Raw genomic sequence first — 15,462 nt, forward strand, 5'->3', positions numbered from 1 at the left:
AGACAGAAAAAAGACCTTATTTAGAGGTTTTTTTTGAATTTGGGCTGATATAGTAGGGCCAATCATCCACGAAACATTACTGCTATGTTCGTGGGAGAGGTAGCTGGCCTCGTTAAATCAACCAGCCAAAAATCCCTCCGGGGAGAGAGCGCATCTCTTCCCGCAGGGGGAAAACCATGCCTTCTCTCTCCGGGCTCTAAACCGCCCGGAATTCGCACTCCCGGGCTTTTCTTTTTTCTCCGGAAAGTGCGACCGGAGAGGAGGAAAAATGAAAGAATATATCATGGCGGCCATAACCCTTGCGGTTATTGCAGCCGCAATGGCCGGGACCTACTATTCGCCGCAAGGCGAACTCGGGGCCCGAGTCACAACCGTTTTGACGGCCTCTAAATAGCGGAGGCCACCCCCTTCCGGGGAGGCTTTGAGTTTTCCCGGAAAGGGAATCGACTCACGCCTCCTCGGTTTTTTGCACAGGTCTCCGGGGTTGCGCTCCCGGATGATCCATTAAGACTGGGAGTCGCGCATCCCGACCCAGACCGGCGGCAAGAAACGCTGCCAAGGAGGCATTATGTCGATCAACAAAGTCATTCTGGTAGGAAACCTCGGTAAGGACCCCGAACTGCGCTACACTCCGTCAGGAGTCCCCGTGGCGACCTTCTCTCTTGCCACCAGCGAACGCTTCAAGGACCGCAACGGTCAGCAGCAGGAAAAAACAGAGTGGCACAACATCGTGGCCTGGCGGCAGCTGGCCGAGATCTGCGGCAAATACCTGCATAAAGGCAAGCAGGTTTATCTGGAAGGCAAGATCCAGACCCGCAAATACCAGGATCGCGACGGAAACGATCGCTACATCACCGAGATCGTCGCCGATCAGATGCAGATGCTCGGTGGCGCCGGTGACGGCGCCAGGCAACAGTCGCATGCACCGCAAGGCGGAGGCGGCTACCAACAACAGCCCCAACAACCCCAAGGTGGCTATCAGCAGCAACCGCCCCAGAATAATCAGGGCGGCTACCAACAGCCCCAGGGTCAGCAAGCCGCCCAAGGCGGCCAAGCACAACCACAGCAAGGTGGTGGAGGCGGATATCAACCAGATATGGGATTTAATCCCGATGATGATATTCCCTTTTGAGAACCAAATATGGTAAAAAATACCATTTAGGGTTTCCAGTTAAAATCATCACCTAAAAACCTGCACAAGCCCCGACCCGGGGATCAGCTAACCCCCGGGAGGGCCGGAAGTCTTAGGACTTTCCGCCGGGGGGTTATGGAGGTGTAAGATGGCCAAGGTTGTCGAAATATTCAACAAGGATGGGACTGTCTCAGAGTATTTGCCGTTATCGGCAAGGCTGGGACACTTCCTGGAAACGTACCCACCTTCCAAGGGTTTCCAGGTCATTATTGAACCCTGCGACCCTCTGGGCCTTAAACCCGGCATGGCAAGTCTGCTTAAAGCAGGGATTGAGGCCGGCCGGGAGGTCAAGGAGATCACCGCCTCTCCGGCAATGGCTGGGGTAATTTTCAAGGCTTCCTTGATCGACCCCGAAGGTCGGGTGTTGGCCACCGCGTCATCCTATCAGATGAAAGTCTCCCAGCCGAAAGACTGGGAAATTGGCGAGACAAGCGCTCGCCAGCGGCTCTTGGCGGCTCTTGGCTTTGGGGGCGACGTCCTCGATGAGGACGAAGAAGGTGATATGAAAGGGCAAGGCCTGAAATTCCAGGTCAAAAAGCCCTCCACCAAATCGCCGCAGCCCCCCTCCCCCGCTCCTGCCGCAAAGCAGGAACAAAAGGAGAAGGCCGAAGCTGTTCCGGAGGTGGCGGACAAAAAGCAGCCTGTAGAGCCAGAACCTCCGAAAAAAGAGGAGGCGAAGCAGGAAAAAACCGCTGCCAGCAACAACGTGCCTGCCGCACTTATGCGGCAGATCGAACATCAAGCAAGATTGAAGGGGATCGAGCCCCCCGAGGTCAAAAACCTCGATGAGGCCCGCGAAGCCCTAAAAAAAATGATGGCCATGGCCACGTAGCTCGGCTATCACCCATTAAACCCCAAGGGGACATTGCTTCCCTTGGGGGAGTTTTGTCCTCTGTCTCTATGAGGAGGACAAGATGGACAGAAAAAGTTATATTCTTGGGCACTTCCGGGGAAAGGAGGAATGTGCTTTGGAGAGATTTAACAAGGTAGTCGAAGTGGTGGCCGGTGATGATGTGGCCGTTTCTCTTCTGGAGAAACTGCTGGATTCGGCCGAGCGATATTTCGGCACCGTATGCAAGATGGAGGCGCGCCTTAAAATGGCCCGCTTTCGTCTGGAAGGTGAGGAACTTCGCGACCTCACCGAAACCCTTGACCGGAATCGGCGCATGGCACATGAGGCGCTGATTTCCAATCTGCATATCTTTAACAGATATGCGCTGAAAGAATTCGGTGAAGACATGCCGATTGGTGGAGTGTTCTCAAAGAACCCTGAAGCCATTCGCGACCGCATAGCGGTCGGCGATTGGGCAGGAGAGCTTCTCTGCGCACTTTACGTTCGTCGCAAGCGCTAAACCGAAACCTTTCAAAAACCCCGCGCCCGGGGGAGCCTTTCATGTCTTCCCCGGTCAGGGGATCATGATTTGCTCCACCCGGGCTTTTTTATTTCAAAGTCCGGGCCCTTCGCGCACCCCGGATAAAACTTTACCCGGCAGCGCACCGGGAAGGAGCAAAGTCATGATCGCATTCGGCTTCTTCTTTAATGGTTCTTTTTCTGGCAATAAAGACTTTGAAAAGGCGGTGGATCAGACCATCGCCAACCTCGAAGTTCTGTTGGCAGATAGCGAGATCACCTCCAACATCAATATGGACGACAATCGTGACGGAACCTTCTCCCTGGTGGTCGAGGTTCCCCAGCACATGGTTGTCCATCATCTGGTGATGGGGGTGGAAGAGATTTTGGCCGAACTTGGCTTCATGTCCGAGCACGGCCTGGCCGTCGAATCCCTCTATGAGGGCGAAGAATCGGTCGACTTCTACGGGTTCCCATCTGAAGTTGAGGATCTGCAGAAGAACTACCAGCCTATCGGCGCTGAGTCGGTGGTGGGTCTTTCGGACTGGTCCGAACGTGACTGCTACGAGGTCATGTTCGGATAAAAAACAACCCCGGCCCGGGGGAAGCATATATCATCTCCCGAGGTTCGGGGAATGTTATCTGCCTCCTTCGGGCCTTTTTTGTTCAAGGGCCCGATGATTCGCGCATCGGGCTTTTTCGTTTGGCCGGAAAAAGCGCGTATCCGGCAGGAGGTAGGTATGGGAAAAATCATTCGAGTCCGTCCTTCTGAGATCCTGAAAAGAGAAGAATGCCCGTTCGCGCGGCATCTCTTCTACGACAAAGGAATTCGGAGCGAGGCCGAGAGTTGCAACCTGGTGTTTGGCAGCTGCGTTGATGACGCAACGGCCAAATATCTCGAAGCTCTCCATGCTGGGGTCGATTTCGACCCCGAAACCCATTTTCTCTTAAAGTGGGACGAGGCGGTTGAGTCGAAGATCATCAAATATTCTTCGATCTGGAATGCCGCAGACCTTCGGGAAACCGGCAAGAAACTCTGTGCCGACTTCCCGCAAGCGTGGGCTAAGCTCGGGCTTATGATCCTGGCCGACGAAAAGGGGCCGCTCGTGCGGCGGCGCCTGATCGCCAAGATCTCCCCCGACGTCGAATTGTCGGGGGAGATGGATGTCGTGGGGCTAAACCTTGATGGTTATGCCGTTATAGTCGACGTCAAGACCCCGGCTGCGGCCAGTAGCGAAAATTTTGCCCTGGTCGGCGACCAGCTCACCGCCTATGACATCCTTGTGAGTGCGTATGTTGACAAGCTGGGCATCATGGGCGTTGCCAAAGTTGGATATCTGGAGGGGTTGAAGAAAAAAATCCCCAAGACCAACCGCGGTACGGGACCCATCTGGACCCACAACCTGGTTGCGGCTCGAACCGAGGCAATGAAACAGGACTACATCAACAAGGTTCTGTTTGAAGTCGCAGGAATTCGAAGCGGCTACCACCCGCGCAGGGGTCGCATGGCGTACAATACGCCCTGCGATCTCTGCGGTGCGACCAGCTAAGGTCGTCTGTTTGATTGTCAAAACGGACAGAAACACGGTCCGGCTTTGACCAGGAATGTCACTTCCTGAGCCTACCAGGGCATGCAGGATCAGTAATGAACCTGTGTGAAGCCCCTGGGACAAGTGTACCCGGATGGAAACATGGACCAAACGCCGTGAGGCTATTAGGGACTACTGCTAGCAGTAGAGCGGTTACGGGGCTGAGGCTGAAAGGTATGGCTAACACATGTGAACTGTCGTGAGAAGCATCGTCAACGCAGACTCACCAAAACTGCTGATAGGTGTGAACGAGAGGAGGATACTGTTCTCGCATATAACAGTACGTGACCAACAGACCTCTCCGGTGCATAGACAGAGCCTAACCCTTTCGTTAGTCAACAGATGGCAACTGGGTAAGCCCGTATTTCTGCCTACTAATGGGCAAGGAAGCCGCAAGGTAACCTGTTGGGAATGCGGGTAAAGGATGTCGGAGAAAGCGAATGCCACCCTGTAATGGGGTGGATACGGATTGAAACATTGTCCGGCCCGAAAGGGAGCAGACTTCCGACTGGTCACTAATCACGAAAGAACCTATAGAACCCCCTAAAGGAGGGAATGCAAATGAACGCAAAAAGAAAAACTGTTGCGTGTGCGCCCTCTGCGGGTTGCGTTGACTGGCACCAGATTGACTGGAAAAAAGCCAACGCAAACGTAAGGAGGCTGCAGGCGCGTATCGTGAAGGCTACCAAGGAGGGCAGATGGGGCAAGGTGAAGGCCTTGCAACGTCTGCTTACAACGTCATTCAGTGGAAAAGCTCTGGCAGTTCGTAGAGTCACTGAAAACCGTGGTAAAGCCACAGCAGGAGTGGACGGTGAAAAATGGGCCACTCCGAAACAAAAAGCTGAAGCAATCACAAGAATGAAGCGTAGGGGCTACAAGCCCCAACCGCTCAGAAGAGTCTATATCCCAAAAGCCAACGGGAAGAAACGACCATTGGGCATCCCAACGATGCTGGACAGGGCAATGCAAGCAATTTACTTGCTTGCTCTTGCACCGGTGGCCGAGACCACTGCCGATCCGAATTCTTATGGATTTCGGCCGGAGCGGTCCGCCCACGATGCAAGGGAATGGGTCCATACCCTGCTAGCACAAAGAACAGCACCCGAATGGGTGTTGGATGCGGATATAGAAGGTTGCTTCGACCATATAAGTCACCAATGGCTGATCGCCAACATCCCTATGGATAAGGCGATCCTTAGTAAGTGGCTGAAGGCTGGAGTAGTCTTTAATGGGGAATTCAACCCCACAACCGAGGGTACACCGCAAGGAGGTATCATCTCCCCTACCCTGGCGAACATGGCACTAGATGGGCTTGAAACGATGCTAAACCGGAAGTTTCCCAAGATTAACACGGGAAAACAAAAAGGTGAGCTATCAATCCCGCCTTATGCTCTGACCAAAGGGGTAATTCGGGAGTACCGAAATAACGTGTACTTCAACCCCAAGGTAAAAATTGCCCGGTACGCGGACGATTTTATCGTAACAGGGGAAGATAAGACGTTTCTGGAAGAGGTGGTTAAGCCCGAGATTGAAAGTTTTCTCAAAGAAAGAGGACTAAGGCTTTCTGCGGAAAAATCAAGGGTCACCCACATCGCTGAAGGATTCGACTTCCTTGGTTGGAACGTGCGGAAATACGATGGAACACTGCTGATCAAGCCGGCGAAAACATCCATCGCCAAATTGATCCGCTCCATACGGGCTACCGTGCGGGAACTCAGGACTGCCCCAGGCCATGAAGTGGTGAGGAGACTCAATCCAATCCTTAGGGGTTGGTCTAACTATCACAAGGTAGCGGTCTCCAAAGAGATCTTTTCGAAGATCGACAGCTTCGTATGGCAAAAGCTGTGGAGATGGGCAAAGCGGAGACATCCTAACAAAGGAAGCAAGTGGATCCTCCGGAAATATTTTGCTCACCATCAACTGGCGAGCAAAACCTTTGCTCCTCAAAATGAAAGTGGCAAGTTTCGGAATTACATCTGGAGGCTCGGGGAAGTTCATATTACTCGTTACGACAGAATTAAAGCCGAAGCAAATCCTTACGACCCTGAATGGGAAGAATACTTCGAAAGGCGCCTTGCTAAGGAGTTGTTCAAGACCATGACGGGCAAAGGAAAGCTCTCTAGGTTGTGGAGAAAACAAAAAGGCCTGTGTCCCAAATGTGGAGGAAAAATCACCACAGACACCGGCTGGCATGTTCACCACAAAGTTAGTCGAGCTAAGGGCGGTGGAGATAACCAGGAGAATTTGGAAGTCTATCACCCCTTTTGCCACATTCAGCATCACCACGGATAAAGACGCCTTGTAACCGGAGCGCGTCACAGCGCTTTTATAGTGGCTTGAGCCGTGTGCGGGGAAACTTGCACGCACGGTTCTTAGGGGAGGATGAATCGGCAACGGTTTGTTCTTACCCGACATTTTGCCGGGTACTGCCTCAAGGGAGAGACCGAAGACCTCTCCTTCCCGTCCGAGCAAGACTCGGAGGATGATGCAGCCTGACGAAACAACCCCAGAAGGGGGCATACGCCCCCGCCGGGGCCTCTGTGCCCTCTTCTCTTTTTCAAGGAGGACGGCATGGAGATCATTCGATCAAAAACGACGAAAGCCTTGGTAATTGGCTGGATTAAGTTCGTCATCGCTTTTTTGGTCGTGGCGGCCTATGCCGCCGTTGCAGGACACGAGGCAGAAGTAAGCCGCACTATGGCTTCTCCGGCCTACGTTCAAATCTGCAAATAACAACCCCGCAGGGGAGGCACAATCCCCACTTGCGGGGTTGTGTCTTTTCTGCCCGGCCATCAAGGAGGGCACAAGATGGCAACAAGAATGCTTGAATACCATTTCCAGCGGGTTGCCGCTGAAAAAGGGTACGGAGATTCAAAGGCCTGTTTTTCTCTTGGCTTCTGTCAAGGCGACCATGTGTCGTTCGATGGAGAAAATCCCGATCTGGAACTGCTGGCCGAACGTCTTCTTGGAGGAAAACAACTGGAAGCAGCCAAACAGGCCATTGACAAAGACATGGACGTCAGTATCCGCGACGGCCGCGCCTACGACAATGACCTGGGGCAGGACCTGACCTCTGCGGAAGAGCACGCGGCCAAGGAACTTTTCTTCGCCATTGAGGAGGACCTGAAAAATCTTCAGCGGGAACTCCTTCGCCAAGGACATGACCTGATCCTCAACGGACCCGGCTACGAGGGCGAAGTGCTCTACGAAAGATCGACGGAGCGCTTTACCCTTAAAGTCATCCTGTTCGATGAACAGGAATATGACTCCTGGGATGCGTCCGGGGAAGAGGATTACGACTGGGCCGGGATCTTCGACATCATCTACGGACACATGAAATTTGGGTACGTCCGAGTTGTGGTTGAAAATGAAGATGGAGAGGAACTTGGAACTTCCTTGATCGGAAATGTCTGGGCTGATGCCAAGAACCCTTGGAAATCAGTCCGAGTAGGCCTCCGTGACACGATTGAGGAGGCCATCTCCGAGGCTCGAAAAACAGTCGGCATGGTCAAGGACGAACTTTCCGAAGAATCTGCCTAAAGGAGGCGATTTATGCAGATGTTACACAAAAAAGTCTCCAAGGGCCGCGTCGTGTTCTGGTCCATTGAGACGACAAGCAATGCCCTGAGCATCAAGGCAGGGTTTGTTGGCGGACCAATACGCCATTCGGAAATCCCCTTCGAAAAATGCACCGAGGGGATCACAACCGAGTTGTCCCGGAACATCAACAGGATGCTAAAGGCTGGCTTCGTCCAGAATGCCGAAGAGTTTAAAAAACTCTCCGGCCCTGCTTCTGAAGCTTATCATCGATACCAGAAGGAGGTCGAAAATCAAAGGATGGTTCAAGCGTCCAAGATTTCTTCCCCCTTCGTCTGGTTTTGAGGAGGTTTTCCATGAGATGCACAACCCATCAAGACAACCTTGCTCTGAATCAGAAAATTTTCGCCCGCGCAGACCACACCAACCAATTCGACCACGCCTGGGTTTTTGATCCGAACGTGGGAGAAGTTGTCTGTCGCGACTGCGGCTCTTGGGCGCGTGGCACCATCGGCGGCTGCCAGGCCAAAGCTTACGGCTTTAGCTATATTGGCGATTGTCGTTACCTGATCAACCAGGACAATAGTGCTCTGGATATGATTAAGCAGATGGTGGCCGAAGCTGAGCCCATCAGCCGGGAGGAGTTCGAAACCTGTTGCGAATTGCCCGAAGGGCATGACGCGGACATGGCCCAGGACCCCGGCAGCGGGTATTTCCGGTCGAAGTTCGACGGCAAACCCGCCCTTTTCTACCAAACATCAGGCTTCGAGTTCATTTATCTTGGAGCCAGGTCAACCCGATTTAGAAAGGTTGACCTTTTATACTAAACCCCGGCGGGGAGGAAACTCCCCACCAGGGGCTCCTCTCTGTCAATTCTCAATAATGGGAGGAGCCTATGAAATGGTTTAACAGAAAAAGAAAAGAAGGCTTCACCAACTACCTCTACGAGATCAGCAAACTTTTCGTGGCAGGAGTTGGTTTGGCCGGCATTATGCAGAAAGGACCGTTGGCCCTGATTGCCGTTGGGTTTGTGGTTGGGTTCTTCGCCCTGCTGTTGGCACTTTATCTGGAGGGTGATGGCGATAGCGACGACTTATAGACAGTGTGTCTTGTCGATTTCCATTTTTTCTTATAAAATGAAAAAGAAAGGAGCGCTAAAATGACCTACCACACCTTCTTCGCCATCCTGGCCCCGGTGAGCGTCTTGGCTGTTGCCATTGTTATGATCATTCATGACAAGATTGTTGACCGGAAGAAAAAGCAAAAACAGCAATAACCCTTTCTTGCATAAAGTCACAAAAAGGTTGCCTCGCTCACAGAGGCAGCCTTTTTTATTACCTCAACCCCAAGCCGGGGAGCTTTCCCCGGTCACAGGGGATTGGCTCTCCCAAGGGAGCGGCCTATGAACTTTGAGGTTGAAAACCTGCTGGATCTGAGACCGGAGGACATGGCTCCACCGGAAACGGTCCAACTCCACAACTCACGAATCGATCCATCGGGCAAAAACGGGAACAAGTTTCCTCGTTGGCAGCCGGTGGTGATCGAGAACCTGACTTCGGGCGGCTGGACTATCCGGCACGCTCGAGGAGGCATTGGAAAGACAGGCCTGACCAAAAATTCGATCGTGCTTGATTATGACGCTCGGATCGAATTGGCGATTGTACCCGAAGCAGCCAACATCATCAGGGTGCGAAAGGCTAACTGGAGAGAGGTTTACCGCTTTTACTGGCGGCACAAAAACTCCCTGATCCGCATCACCACCCGCCTGGCTGTTATCAGTGTGGCCTTGGGGGCGGTCGGGCTGGCTCTTGGATTTGCTGGCCTTGCGGTCAGTCTCCTCTCGCTTTCCTCTTAACCCCTTACCGGGGGCTTCCCCGGAACAGGGGAAGGTCTCCAATGGAGAAGGTCGATGGAGATTCCAACTATACGTTGTCCAAAGTGCGAAGAAAAAACATCTTTCGCACTTTGGGTTCGCGAAACAGGCAAGGAAAAGCTTCTCGAAAATAAACTCGGGGATTACCCTCGTTGTGGCGCCAAGGATATTGACTTGTCAGCCGTCAAGGGCGACCCCGAAGAGTGGCAGCCGTTTTTCAAGCGCCTTGAAGAAAGTTGCCTATGGAGGGAATCATGAAGTCTCTCGAAAAGGCCAAACTCGAACTCAAGTCCTTCGCGTATTTAGAGTCGAAGGGCAAGGACGTTCTGGAGGATAAGGGACTGTGGGCCAAGGTTGAAATGAAAGATTTTCTTTTAGATCACCTGCAGTATGTCATGCCCGTTGCCCGCGCCTTCAACGAGATCATGGAACGGCACAATGGCAAGCCTGTCGGTGTCGAGTACGAGCACCACAAAAACACTGGCCGCTTCGCTGTCGTTCTTCCCGATGCTGCAGTCCCGGGAAAATTCCGGGTGCAATTTTTCGATAAAAACGGCTTTTCCTCCCACGATACGATCGGACCGGTGGAAAAAGCTGCGGAAGAGATGGTGCGGCAGGGCTACCGAGTGCTTTCCGAAGGCGAGATGGACCGTCTTTCTCAAACCAGAGATTGGCAGATAGGCAACGCAACCGCGACTCTTCTGCAGAAACTCAATGCGGGGCAAATGTCCTATCAGGAGTTTCTTCTGCAAAGAGAAGCACTGCTATGCCCTGACGAAACGTCGGACGCTATCTAAGCCTTAAACCAAAAAGAAAGGATGAGATTATGCAGGAGATTGCCGACATAATCTTTTACCTCTGGCTGTTTTTGTCTTAACCGAACAGCCAAAAGTGCCCGCTCCGGGCTTTTGTTTTTTCTCCAGCCCGGGCTTCACGCACCCGGGTTTTCTTTGTTCGGGCTGCGTGACCCGAAAAGGAGAAATCATGAATATCGAAAAGGTCTGCGACCAAAGCCAGCCCCAATTCCGTCTTTTCAGGCACAAGGAGATGGTCGGCGCAACAGACGGTCGAATAATTCTTGTCACAAACAAAAGCGAGAATTCGGACTATGAACAGGCTTCAGAGCCAATCAAAGAGTTCCTGGAGAAATTCGCAGAGCCTTCCGAGGTAAACCATGGCTTGCCCATGCCTCGATTCACCCAGGAGAAAGATCCCTGCCTGGAATGTCTGGGGACAGGAAAAACCCTGGTTTGTCCTGAATGCGAAGGGTCAGGGAATTTGACGTTTTCAACTTCGCACAATGAATACGAGGTTGATTGCGATACCTGCAACGGCGCCGGTCGGATACAGATGAAATCCGCCGAGTTTGAAAAAGCCGAAGTGTGCGAGGCGTGCGGCGGAAAAGGGTCGACCTTTCCAGAAACTCCCGTACTTCTTGCCAAAAACGAAGCAGGCAATCGCCTATGTCTGAATTCAGCGATCCTGCACAGGATGAAAGAGAATCTTGAAAACATCCTCTTTTATCCTTCTCAAAACATGCAAGAGGAGAATTTCTCATATTCTCCCGTAGAATTCACCTTCAATGGAGGATGGGGCGTTATTATGCCAGTCATGCCTCCGCAGGAGGTGTAAGCATGTTCGAGATCGTATTTCTGGCGAGTCTGGTTGCCGTGGTAGCAATAACCATGCTTCCTTCTAAACGAGAAAAATAAACTCCCAAGGGAGGCTTGACTTCCCTTGGGGGGAGATCATGCCTTCCTTTATTCTTCAGAAAGGAATTACAAAATGGTCTTAGTCAATCATTGCAAGGAGGATATTGCTTTGACATTTTCGCTGCTTGATCCAAAAGAAGCCCTTGTCGCAGCCTTTGAGCAAGGGCGAGGCAATTTCTCAACCTGGACATACCGGCCAGCGGACGAATATCCCATCCAGGAAGATGCTGTTGCCTTTCGTCTGGGCTCCTGGGTTGTCGCCAAAAACTCTGGCTGCGAAGTAGAAACGAGAGTCAGGGAGGTGTGTCATGCACAGCCTTCTCTCTTTTAAAGATCGAGGAAAGTGGGGTGATTCCCGCTGGCGCGGCAATTGTAGTGGCCACGTCATTCGGGAACTGGTCGACCACTTCTGCCCTTCCCTCTTTGTCGATGTCTGCGAAGGCTCAGGTACAAGCCGGGATGTCTGCAAAGAACTAGGCGTTGAATATGTAGGGCTCGACCTGCACAGGGGGCAGGATTTCACACGAGACTTCGTACTGAAGTTTCTGCCTCGCCCCGCCGATATGGCGTTCTCCCATCCTCCCTACGGAGCCATGATCGATTATGGTTCTGTCGGCAAGTGGGAAAACCCGGATCAAAAAGAGGCTGACCTGTCGCGGTGCGACTCGGTGGAGCAGTTTCTGGAATTTTCCCAGACCATGCTGCAAAACCAGAGACTCGCAACGCGGCCGGGTGGTCACTACGCAACGCTGATAGGCGACCTTCGAAAGAAGGGCGAGTTTCACTCCTTCCAGGCAGACTACATCAAATTAATGCCAAAGGATGAACTTGTTTCAGTTGTTATCAAGGCACAGCATAACTGTGTCTCCGACAGGCGTTCCTATCGAGGGTCTTTTGTGCCGATCATGCACGAATATCTCCTGATTTGGAAAAGGTCGGAAAAAACCATGCTGGCCATCACATTCGACAAGATCGCCGAACTCGAGCTTCAGAAAGAGTGGAGCTGGCGAAACCTTGTCCGAATGGCGCTGATCGCCAAGGGCGGCAAAGCCAATCTGCAGGAACTCTATGCGCTGATCGAGCGCATGTCCGAGTCCAAAGCTCGCCGGGAGCAAAACTCTCATTGGCAGGCAAAGGTCAGACAGACCCTGCAGCGCCATTTCTCGCGGATTGACCGCGGGCAGTGGGCATTGGCGGCGTAGAACCAAGCCATTAAAAGCTTGGTTTTACCTTTAAAAAGGCACTTATTTCCGGCTTATTCGGAGGTAGGTGCCTTTTTTTTCTGCTATAAAGGAATTATTCTCAACCCGCCTGCTTTCTGCAAAGTTCTTAGAACCTCCAGAAAAACGGGCGGTCAAAGGTGAGGTAGCTGGCCTCATCAATAAAAAGAACCAGCATAAATCGCGCATGGAAAATATTCCCTGTGCGCTCAATATCGTTCCCGCCTGGGGAAAAAACTTTTCTCCGGGAGGGATCAGTTTTATCTTCTCTGGGTTTTGGCAGTTCGTATAAGACCGTAAAGACCCAGGGATTGCGCACCTGGGTCTCTAGTTCACCTGTTCCGAGTACGCGCAGACTCGGGAAAAAAGGAGACCCAAAATGGATTTGTTTGATTCAAAAGACACCCTGATTGAAGAGGCCAACAAAGCCTATAACCAGGGAAACCCCGTATTGACCGACCCCGAATTCGACCTTTTGGCCGAAACAGGGCTTAAGGTTGATACGCGAAACTTTCGAACAAAAGTCGCTCACCCTTTCCCTATGGGAAGCTTGAGCAAAATCAAAGATGCCGAAAGCCTCTCTAAGTGGGCCAAAGGCGCAACCGGGACAATCATTGGCCCGAAAGTCGACGGGGCAGCCGTAAGGCTATCCTACCGCGACGGGAGACTTGTTCAGGTTGCAACCCGCGGCGACGGGGTAACGGGTAATGATATTACGGGCAACGCGAGAAATTGTGTTGTATCCGAAACCCTCCCCTACCCTTTGACCCTTGAGATTCGCTGCGAAGCGGTGATTCGCAAGTGTCACGCAGATAAGTTCGAGAAAAATCTGCGCAACGTGGTATCCGGAATGCTGGGGGCCAAAGACCCTCGGCCCGAGCTGGCTCTGGTTGAGTTTCTCGCCATTGAAATCGTCAGCGAGGATCCGCTGACCCTGGCCGCCAAAAGAGATCTTCTTCGGGAGATCTGCATGAAAGAGTTGACGGTGCCCTCGGTCATTTATGACCAGGCGCCGAGTTTCGATGAAATTGAGGAACTTTTCAACTCCTGGAAGCAAAATTTCCCCTGGGCTATTGATGGCGTTGTTGTGGAGAAGTTTCATGACCTTCATGCCATGGTTGAAAAGGAAACCGAACTGCTACCCAAGCATAAAGTCGCGGTAAAGTTCGGCAACGAAGCCGCCGTGACGGTCATTGAGGAAATTGATTGGAAACTTGGCCAGCACGGCAAACTCACCCCGGTTCTTCAGATTCGTCCGGTGGAAATAGACGGCACCACTGTCAGCAAGGTGTCTGCGTCAAATTACGCTCTGCTTAAAAGTGCAGGGCTTGGCGTCGGGGCCGAAGTCGGCGTGGTCAAAAGCGGAGATATTATTCCCTACGTGAAGGAGGTCCACACCCCCTCGCAAGAAGGGCTTGATATCCCCTCTTGCCCTTCCTGCGACACACAGGCAACGCTTTCAAGCACAGGTATTGACGCCTTGTGTTCCAATCCTGAGTGCGAAGGTGCAACTCTGGTTCGTCTGCAGAGACAATTCGATCTTTTCGGGATCGATTTTATCTCCGGATCAACCATTGAAGCCCTGGTTGCCGCAGGCCATGACTCACTGGAGAAGATCTTCTCCCTGTCCGAGTCTGACATTGCAGCCCTTGACGGATTTGGCCGCAAGTCGGCGCATTACATTGTCACCTCCCTGCACAAGATCGAGGTTACTGAAGCCAAGGTGATCAAAAGTGCCTTTCTTAAGGGCATTGGCGAGCGCAAGGGCACAGCCCTGCTCAATCACTATGGCAATCTCGATACGATGATTGCCACAATCAAAGAGCAAGGCATGACCTCTATCGAAGGTTTTGGGCCGATTCAAACGGATCTGCTCAACACGCAGATTGGTTTGATTGAAACCCAGCTGCAGCTTTATCGCAGCCTGGGCATTAAGGTCGCGCCGCATACAGCGCCAGCAAAGGACGCAAAAACTGTGTGCTGCACGGGCTCCTGCCCCGGCAAGTCGCGCAAGGAACTCAAGGAGGTCCTTGCGGAGATGGGGTTTGTGATGGCCAGCAGTGTCACCAAGGACTGCTGTCTTCTTCTTTGTGACGACCCCGAAGGAAACTCTTCAAAGCTCACCAAGGCCCGCAAGCTGGGTATTGAAATCAAGAGCTACGAGGATTTCTTCGAGAACCAGTAAAAAGAAAGGAGCTTGCCATGGCTTTGGAAGCCCGACATGAAAACGGGGTCCTGTTTAGCCGCTACGGCGGAGTGCAGGAACTTGAGGATGGTTTCTATGGAGTCATTGAGACCGAAAAAGAATCCGTAAATTTTGGTCCATACTCGACAAAAGTTGAAGCTTCGCGAGCAGCCCTTGGAGAAATAAGGGCTGTTGCAAAATGGTGCAGAGGCTACAGCCTGGTCAGATAGACAACTAAAAACAAAACCCTATGCGGGGGCGTTATGTCCCCCGTGTGGGGGCATAGCGTCTTTTTACAGGAGATGTCGCTATGCAAGAACTGCAGATGGACTGGGTTCAGGCCCAGGCTAAAGCAGAAGCCAAGCTTGAGACCCTTCGCGCGATAATCTCAAGGGAAATCAAGCGGCCCATGCCTTTCTCCGAATCCTTGATCAATATCACGTTGATGATGATTCGCAGAAACTATGGCAAAAAAGAAGAAACCCGAACCAGAAACCTCTTTGGGATTCCCGGTTCGGGCTAATGCTTGACACAAAAAGGTGCTTGGCTCCCGCAAAAGGGGCTGAGCACCTTTTTTGCTTTAAATAAGGCAGAAAAAACCGCTTATTTAAGAGCATAAACCACTCCTTTGGCTGATATAAAAGAATCAGGCAGAAAAAGTCTGCCGTGCTATCAGGTAGCTGGCCTGACTAAATCAACCAGCCTTTAAGTTTTTAACACCCTGCGCCAACTCCGACCTTTGGTCCGAGAATGCCTAGGGTGTCACTCAGGTAGCTGACCTGACTAAATCAACCAGCAAGAGC

Annotated in this window: 22 protein-coding genes; all 22 read left to right on the plus strand. The window is 52.2% G+C overall.

The genetic code is table 11. The features are described from left to right. Positions 1–268: 268 nt before the first annotated feature. The 22 genes from GSUB_RS19910 to GSUB_RS16845 all read left to right on the plus strand — a co-directional run bounded on the left by GSUB_RS19910 (position 269) and on the right by GSUB_RS16845 (position 15,182). Positions 269–394 (plus strand): hypothetical protein, encoded by a 126-nt coding sequence (locus tag GSUB_RS19910; RefSeq protein WP_268747578.1) that lies wholly within the window; start codon positions 269–271, stop codon positions 392–394. Positions 395–568: 174 nt separating this feature from the next. After that, complete coding sequence (locus tag GSUB_RS16750) at positions 569–1,132, plus strand: single-stranded DNA-binding protein (RefSeq protein ID WP_040202778.1); 564 nt, start codon at positions 569–571, stop codon at positions 1,130–1,132. Positions 1,133–1,280: 148 nt separating this feature from the next. Further along, complete coding sequence (locus GSUB_RS16755; protein ID WP_040202779.1) at positions 1,281–2,024, plus strand: hypothetical protein; 744 nt, start codon at positions 1,281–1,283, stop codon at positions 2,022–2,024. Between the two features lie 82 nt (positions 2,025–2,106). Beyond that, positions 2,107–2,544 (plus strand): DUF3232 domain-containing protein, encoded by a 438-nt coding sequence (locus GSUB_RS16760; protein ID WP_040202780.1) that lies wholly within the window; start codon positions 2,107–2,109, stop codon positions 2,542–2,544. Between the two features lie 163 nt (positions 2,545–2,707). Beyond that, positions 2,708–3,127 (plus strand): hypothetical protein, encoded by a 420-nt coding sequence (locus GSUB_RS16765; protein WP_040202781.1) that lies wholly within the window; start codon positions 2,708–2,710, stop codon positions 3,125–3,127. 156 nt (positions 3,128–3,283) lie between these two features. Further along, positions 3,284–4,093: a PD-(D/E)XK nuclease family protein gene (locus tag GSUB_RS18340; protein ID WP_052465110.1), complete on the plus strand. Its 810-nt coding sequence runs from the start codon at positions 3,284–3,286 to the stop codon at positions 4,091–4,093. Positions 4,094–4,693: 600 nt separating this feature from the next. Then, a complete protein-coding gene (gene ltrA, locus GSUB_RS16775; RefSeq protein ID WP_040202782.1) occupies positions 4,694–6,424 on the plus strand; it encodes a group II intron reverse transcriptase/maturase in 1,731 nt (576 codons plus the stop codon). A gap of 279 nt (positions 6,425–6,703) precedes the next feature. Continuing rightward, on the plus strand, positions 6,704–6,865 hold the full coding sequence (locus tag GSUB_RS19490) for a hypothetical protein (RefSeq protein WP_158414128.1): 162 nt from the start codon (positions 6,704–6,706) through the stop codon (positions 6,863–6,865). A gap of 75 nt (positions 6,866–6,940) precedes the next feature. Next, on the plus strand, positions 6,941–7,672 hold the full coding sequence (locus GSUB_RS16780) for a hypothetical protein (RefSeq protein WP_144402099.1): 732 nt from the start codon (positions 6,941–6,943) through the stop codon (positions 7,670–7,672). Positions 7,673–7,690: 18 nt separating this feature from the next. Next, entirely contained in the window at positions 7,691–8,014 is a 324-nt protein-coding gene (locus GSUB_RS16785; RefSeq protein WP_144402100.1) for a hypothetical protein, read from the plus strand. A gap of 11 nt (positions 8,015–8,025) precedes the next feature. Further along, entirely contained in the window at positions 8,026–8,496 is a 471-nt protein-coding gene (locus tag GSUB_RS16790; RefSeq protein ID WP_040202785.1) for a hypothetical protein, read from the plus strand. Positions 8,497–8,564: 68 nt separating this feature from the next. Next, positions 8,565–8,768, plus strand: a complete 204-nt coding sequence (locus tag GSUB_RS16795) for a DUF6722 family protein (RefSeq protein ID WP_040202786.1) — start codon at positions 8,565–8,567, stop codon at positions 8,766–8,768. 303 nt (positions 8,769–9,071) lie between these two features. After that, complete coding sequence (locus GSUB_RS16800; RefSeq protein WP_040202787.1) at positions 9,072–9,524, plus strand: hypothetical protein; 453 nt, start codon at positions 9,072–9,074, stop codon at positions 9,522–9,524. 54 nt (positions 9,525–9,578) lie between these two features. Continuing rightward, positions 9,579–9,800: a hypothetical protein gene (locus tag GSUB_RS16805; RefSeq protein ID WP_040202788.1), complete on the plus strand. Its 222-nt coding sequence runs from the start codon at positions 9,579–9,581 to the stop codon at positions 9,798–9,800. Further along, positions 9,797–10,339 (plus strand): hypothetical protein, encoded by a 543-nt coding sequence (locus GSUB_RS16810; RefSeq protein WP_040202789.1) that lies wholly within the window; start codon positions 9,797–9,799, stop codon positions 10,337–10,339. Before GSUB_RS16805 ends, GSUB_RS16810 begins: the two co-directional genes overlap by 4 nt. Positions 10,340–10,526: 187 nt before the next feature. Beyond that, the gene (locus tag GSUB_RS16815) at positions 10,527–11,174 is read left to right on the plus strand and encodes a hypothetical protein (protein WP_040202790.1); all 648 of its coding nucleotides are present in this window, start codon (positions 10,527–10,529) and stop codon (positions 11,172–11,174) included. Positions 11,175–11,279: 105 nt separating this feature from the next. Continuing rightward, complete coding sequence (locus GSUB_RS16820; protein ID WP_144402101.1) at positions 11,280–11,585, plus strand: hypothetical protein; 306 nt, start codon at positions 11,280–11,282, stop codon at positions 11,583–11,585. After that, the gene (locus GSUB_RS16825) at positions 11,563–12,456 is read left to right on the plus strand and encodes a hypothetical protein (RefSeq protein ID WP_040202792.1); all 894 of its coding nucleotides are present in this window, start codon (positions 11,563–11,565) and stop codon (positions 12,454–12,456) included. Before GSUB_RS16820 ends, GSUB_RS16825 begins: the two co-directional genes overlap by 23 nt. A gap of 67 nt (positions 12,457–12,523) precedes the next feature. After that, a complete protein-coding gene (locus GSUB_RS19245) occupies positions 12,524–12,766 on the plus strand; it encodes a hypothetical protein (RefSeq protein ID WP_144402102.1) in 243 nt (80 codons plus the stop codon). Between the two features lie 87 nt (positions 12,767–12,853). After that, the gene (locus GSUB_RS16835) at positions 12,854–14,659 is read left to right on the plus strand and encodes a helix-hairpin-helix domain-containing protein (RefSeq protein ID WP_040202794.1); all 1,806 of its coding nucleotides are present in this window, start codon (positions 12,854–12,856) and stop codon (positions 14,657–14,659) included. Positions 14,660–14,676: 17 nt separating this feature from the next. Beyond that, positions 14,677–14,889 carry a hypothetical protein gene (locus GSUB_RS16840; RefSeq protein ID WP_040202795.1) on the plus strand — a complete coding sequence of 71 codons (213 nt, stop codon included), beginning with the start codon at positions 14,677–14,679 and terminating at the stop codon, positions 14,887–14,889. 80 nt (positions 14,890–14,969) lie between these two features. After that, entirely contained in the window at positions 14,970–15,182 is a 213-nt protein-coding gene (locus tag GSUB_RS16845; RefSeq protein ID WP_040202796.1) for a hypothetical protein, read from the plus strand. The last annotated feature ends 280 nt before the right edge of the window (positions 15,183–15,462 follow it).

The sequence above is a fragment of the Geoalkalibacter subterraneus genome (assembly GCF_000827125.1).
Taxonomy (GTDB): domain Bacteria; phylum Desulfobacterota; class Desulfuromonadia; order Desulfuromonadales; family Geoalkalibacteraceae; genus Geoalkalibacter_A; species Geoalkalibacter_A subterraneus.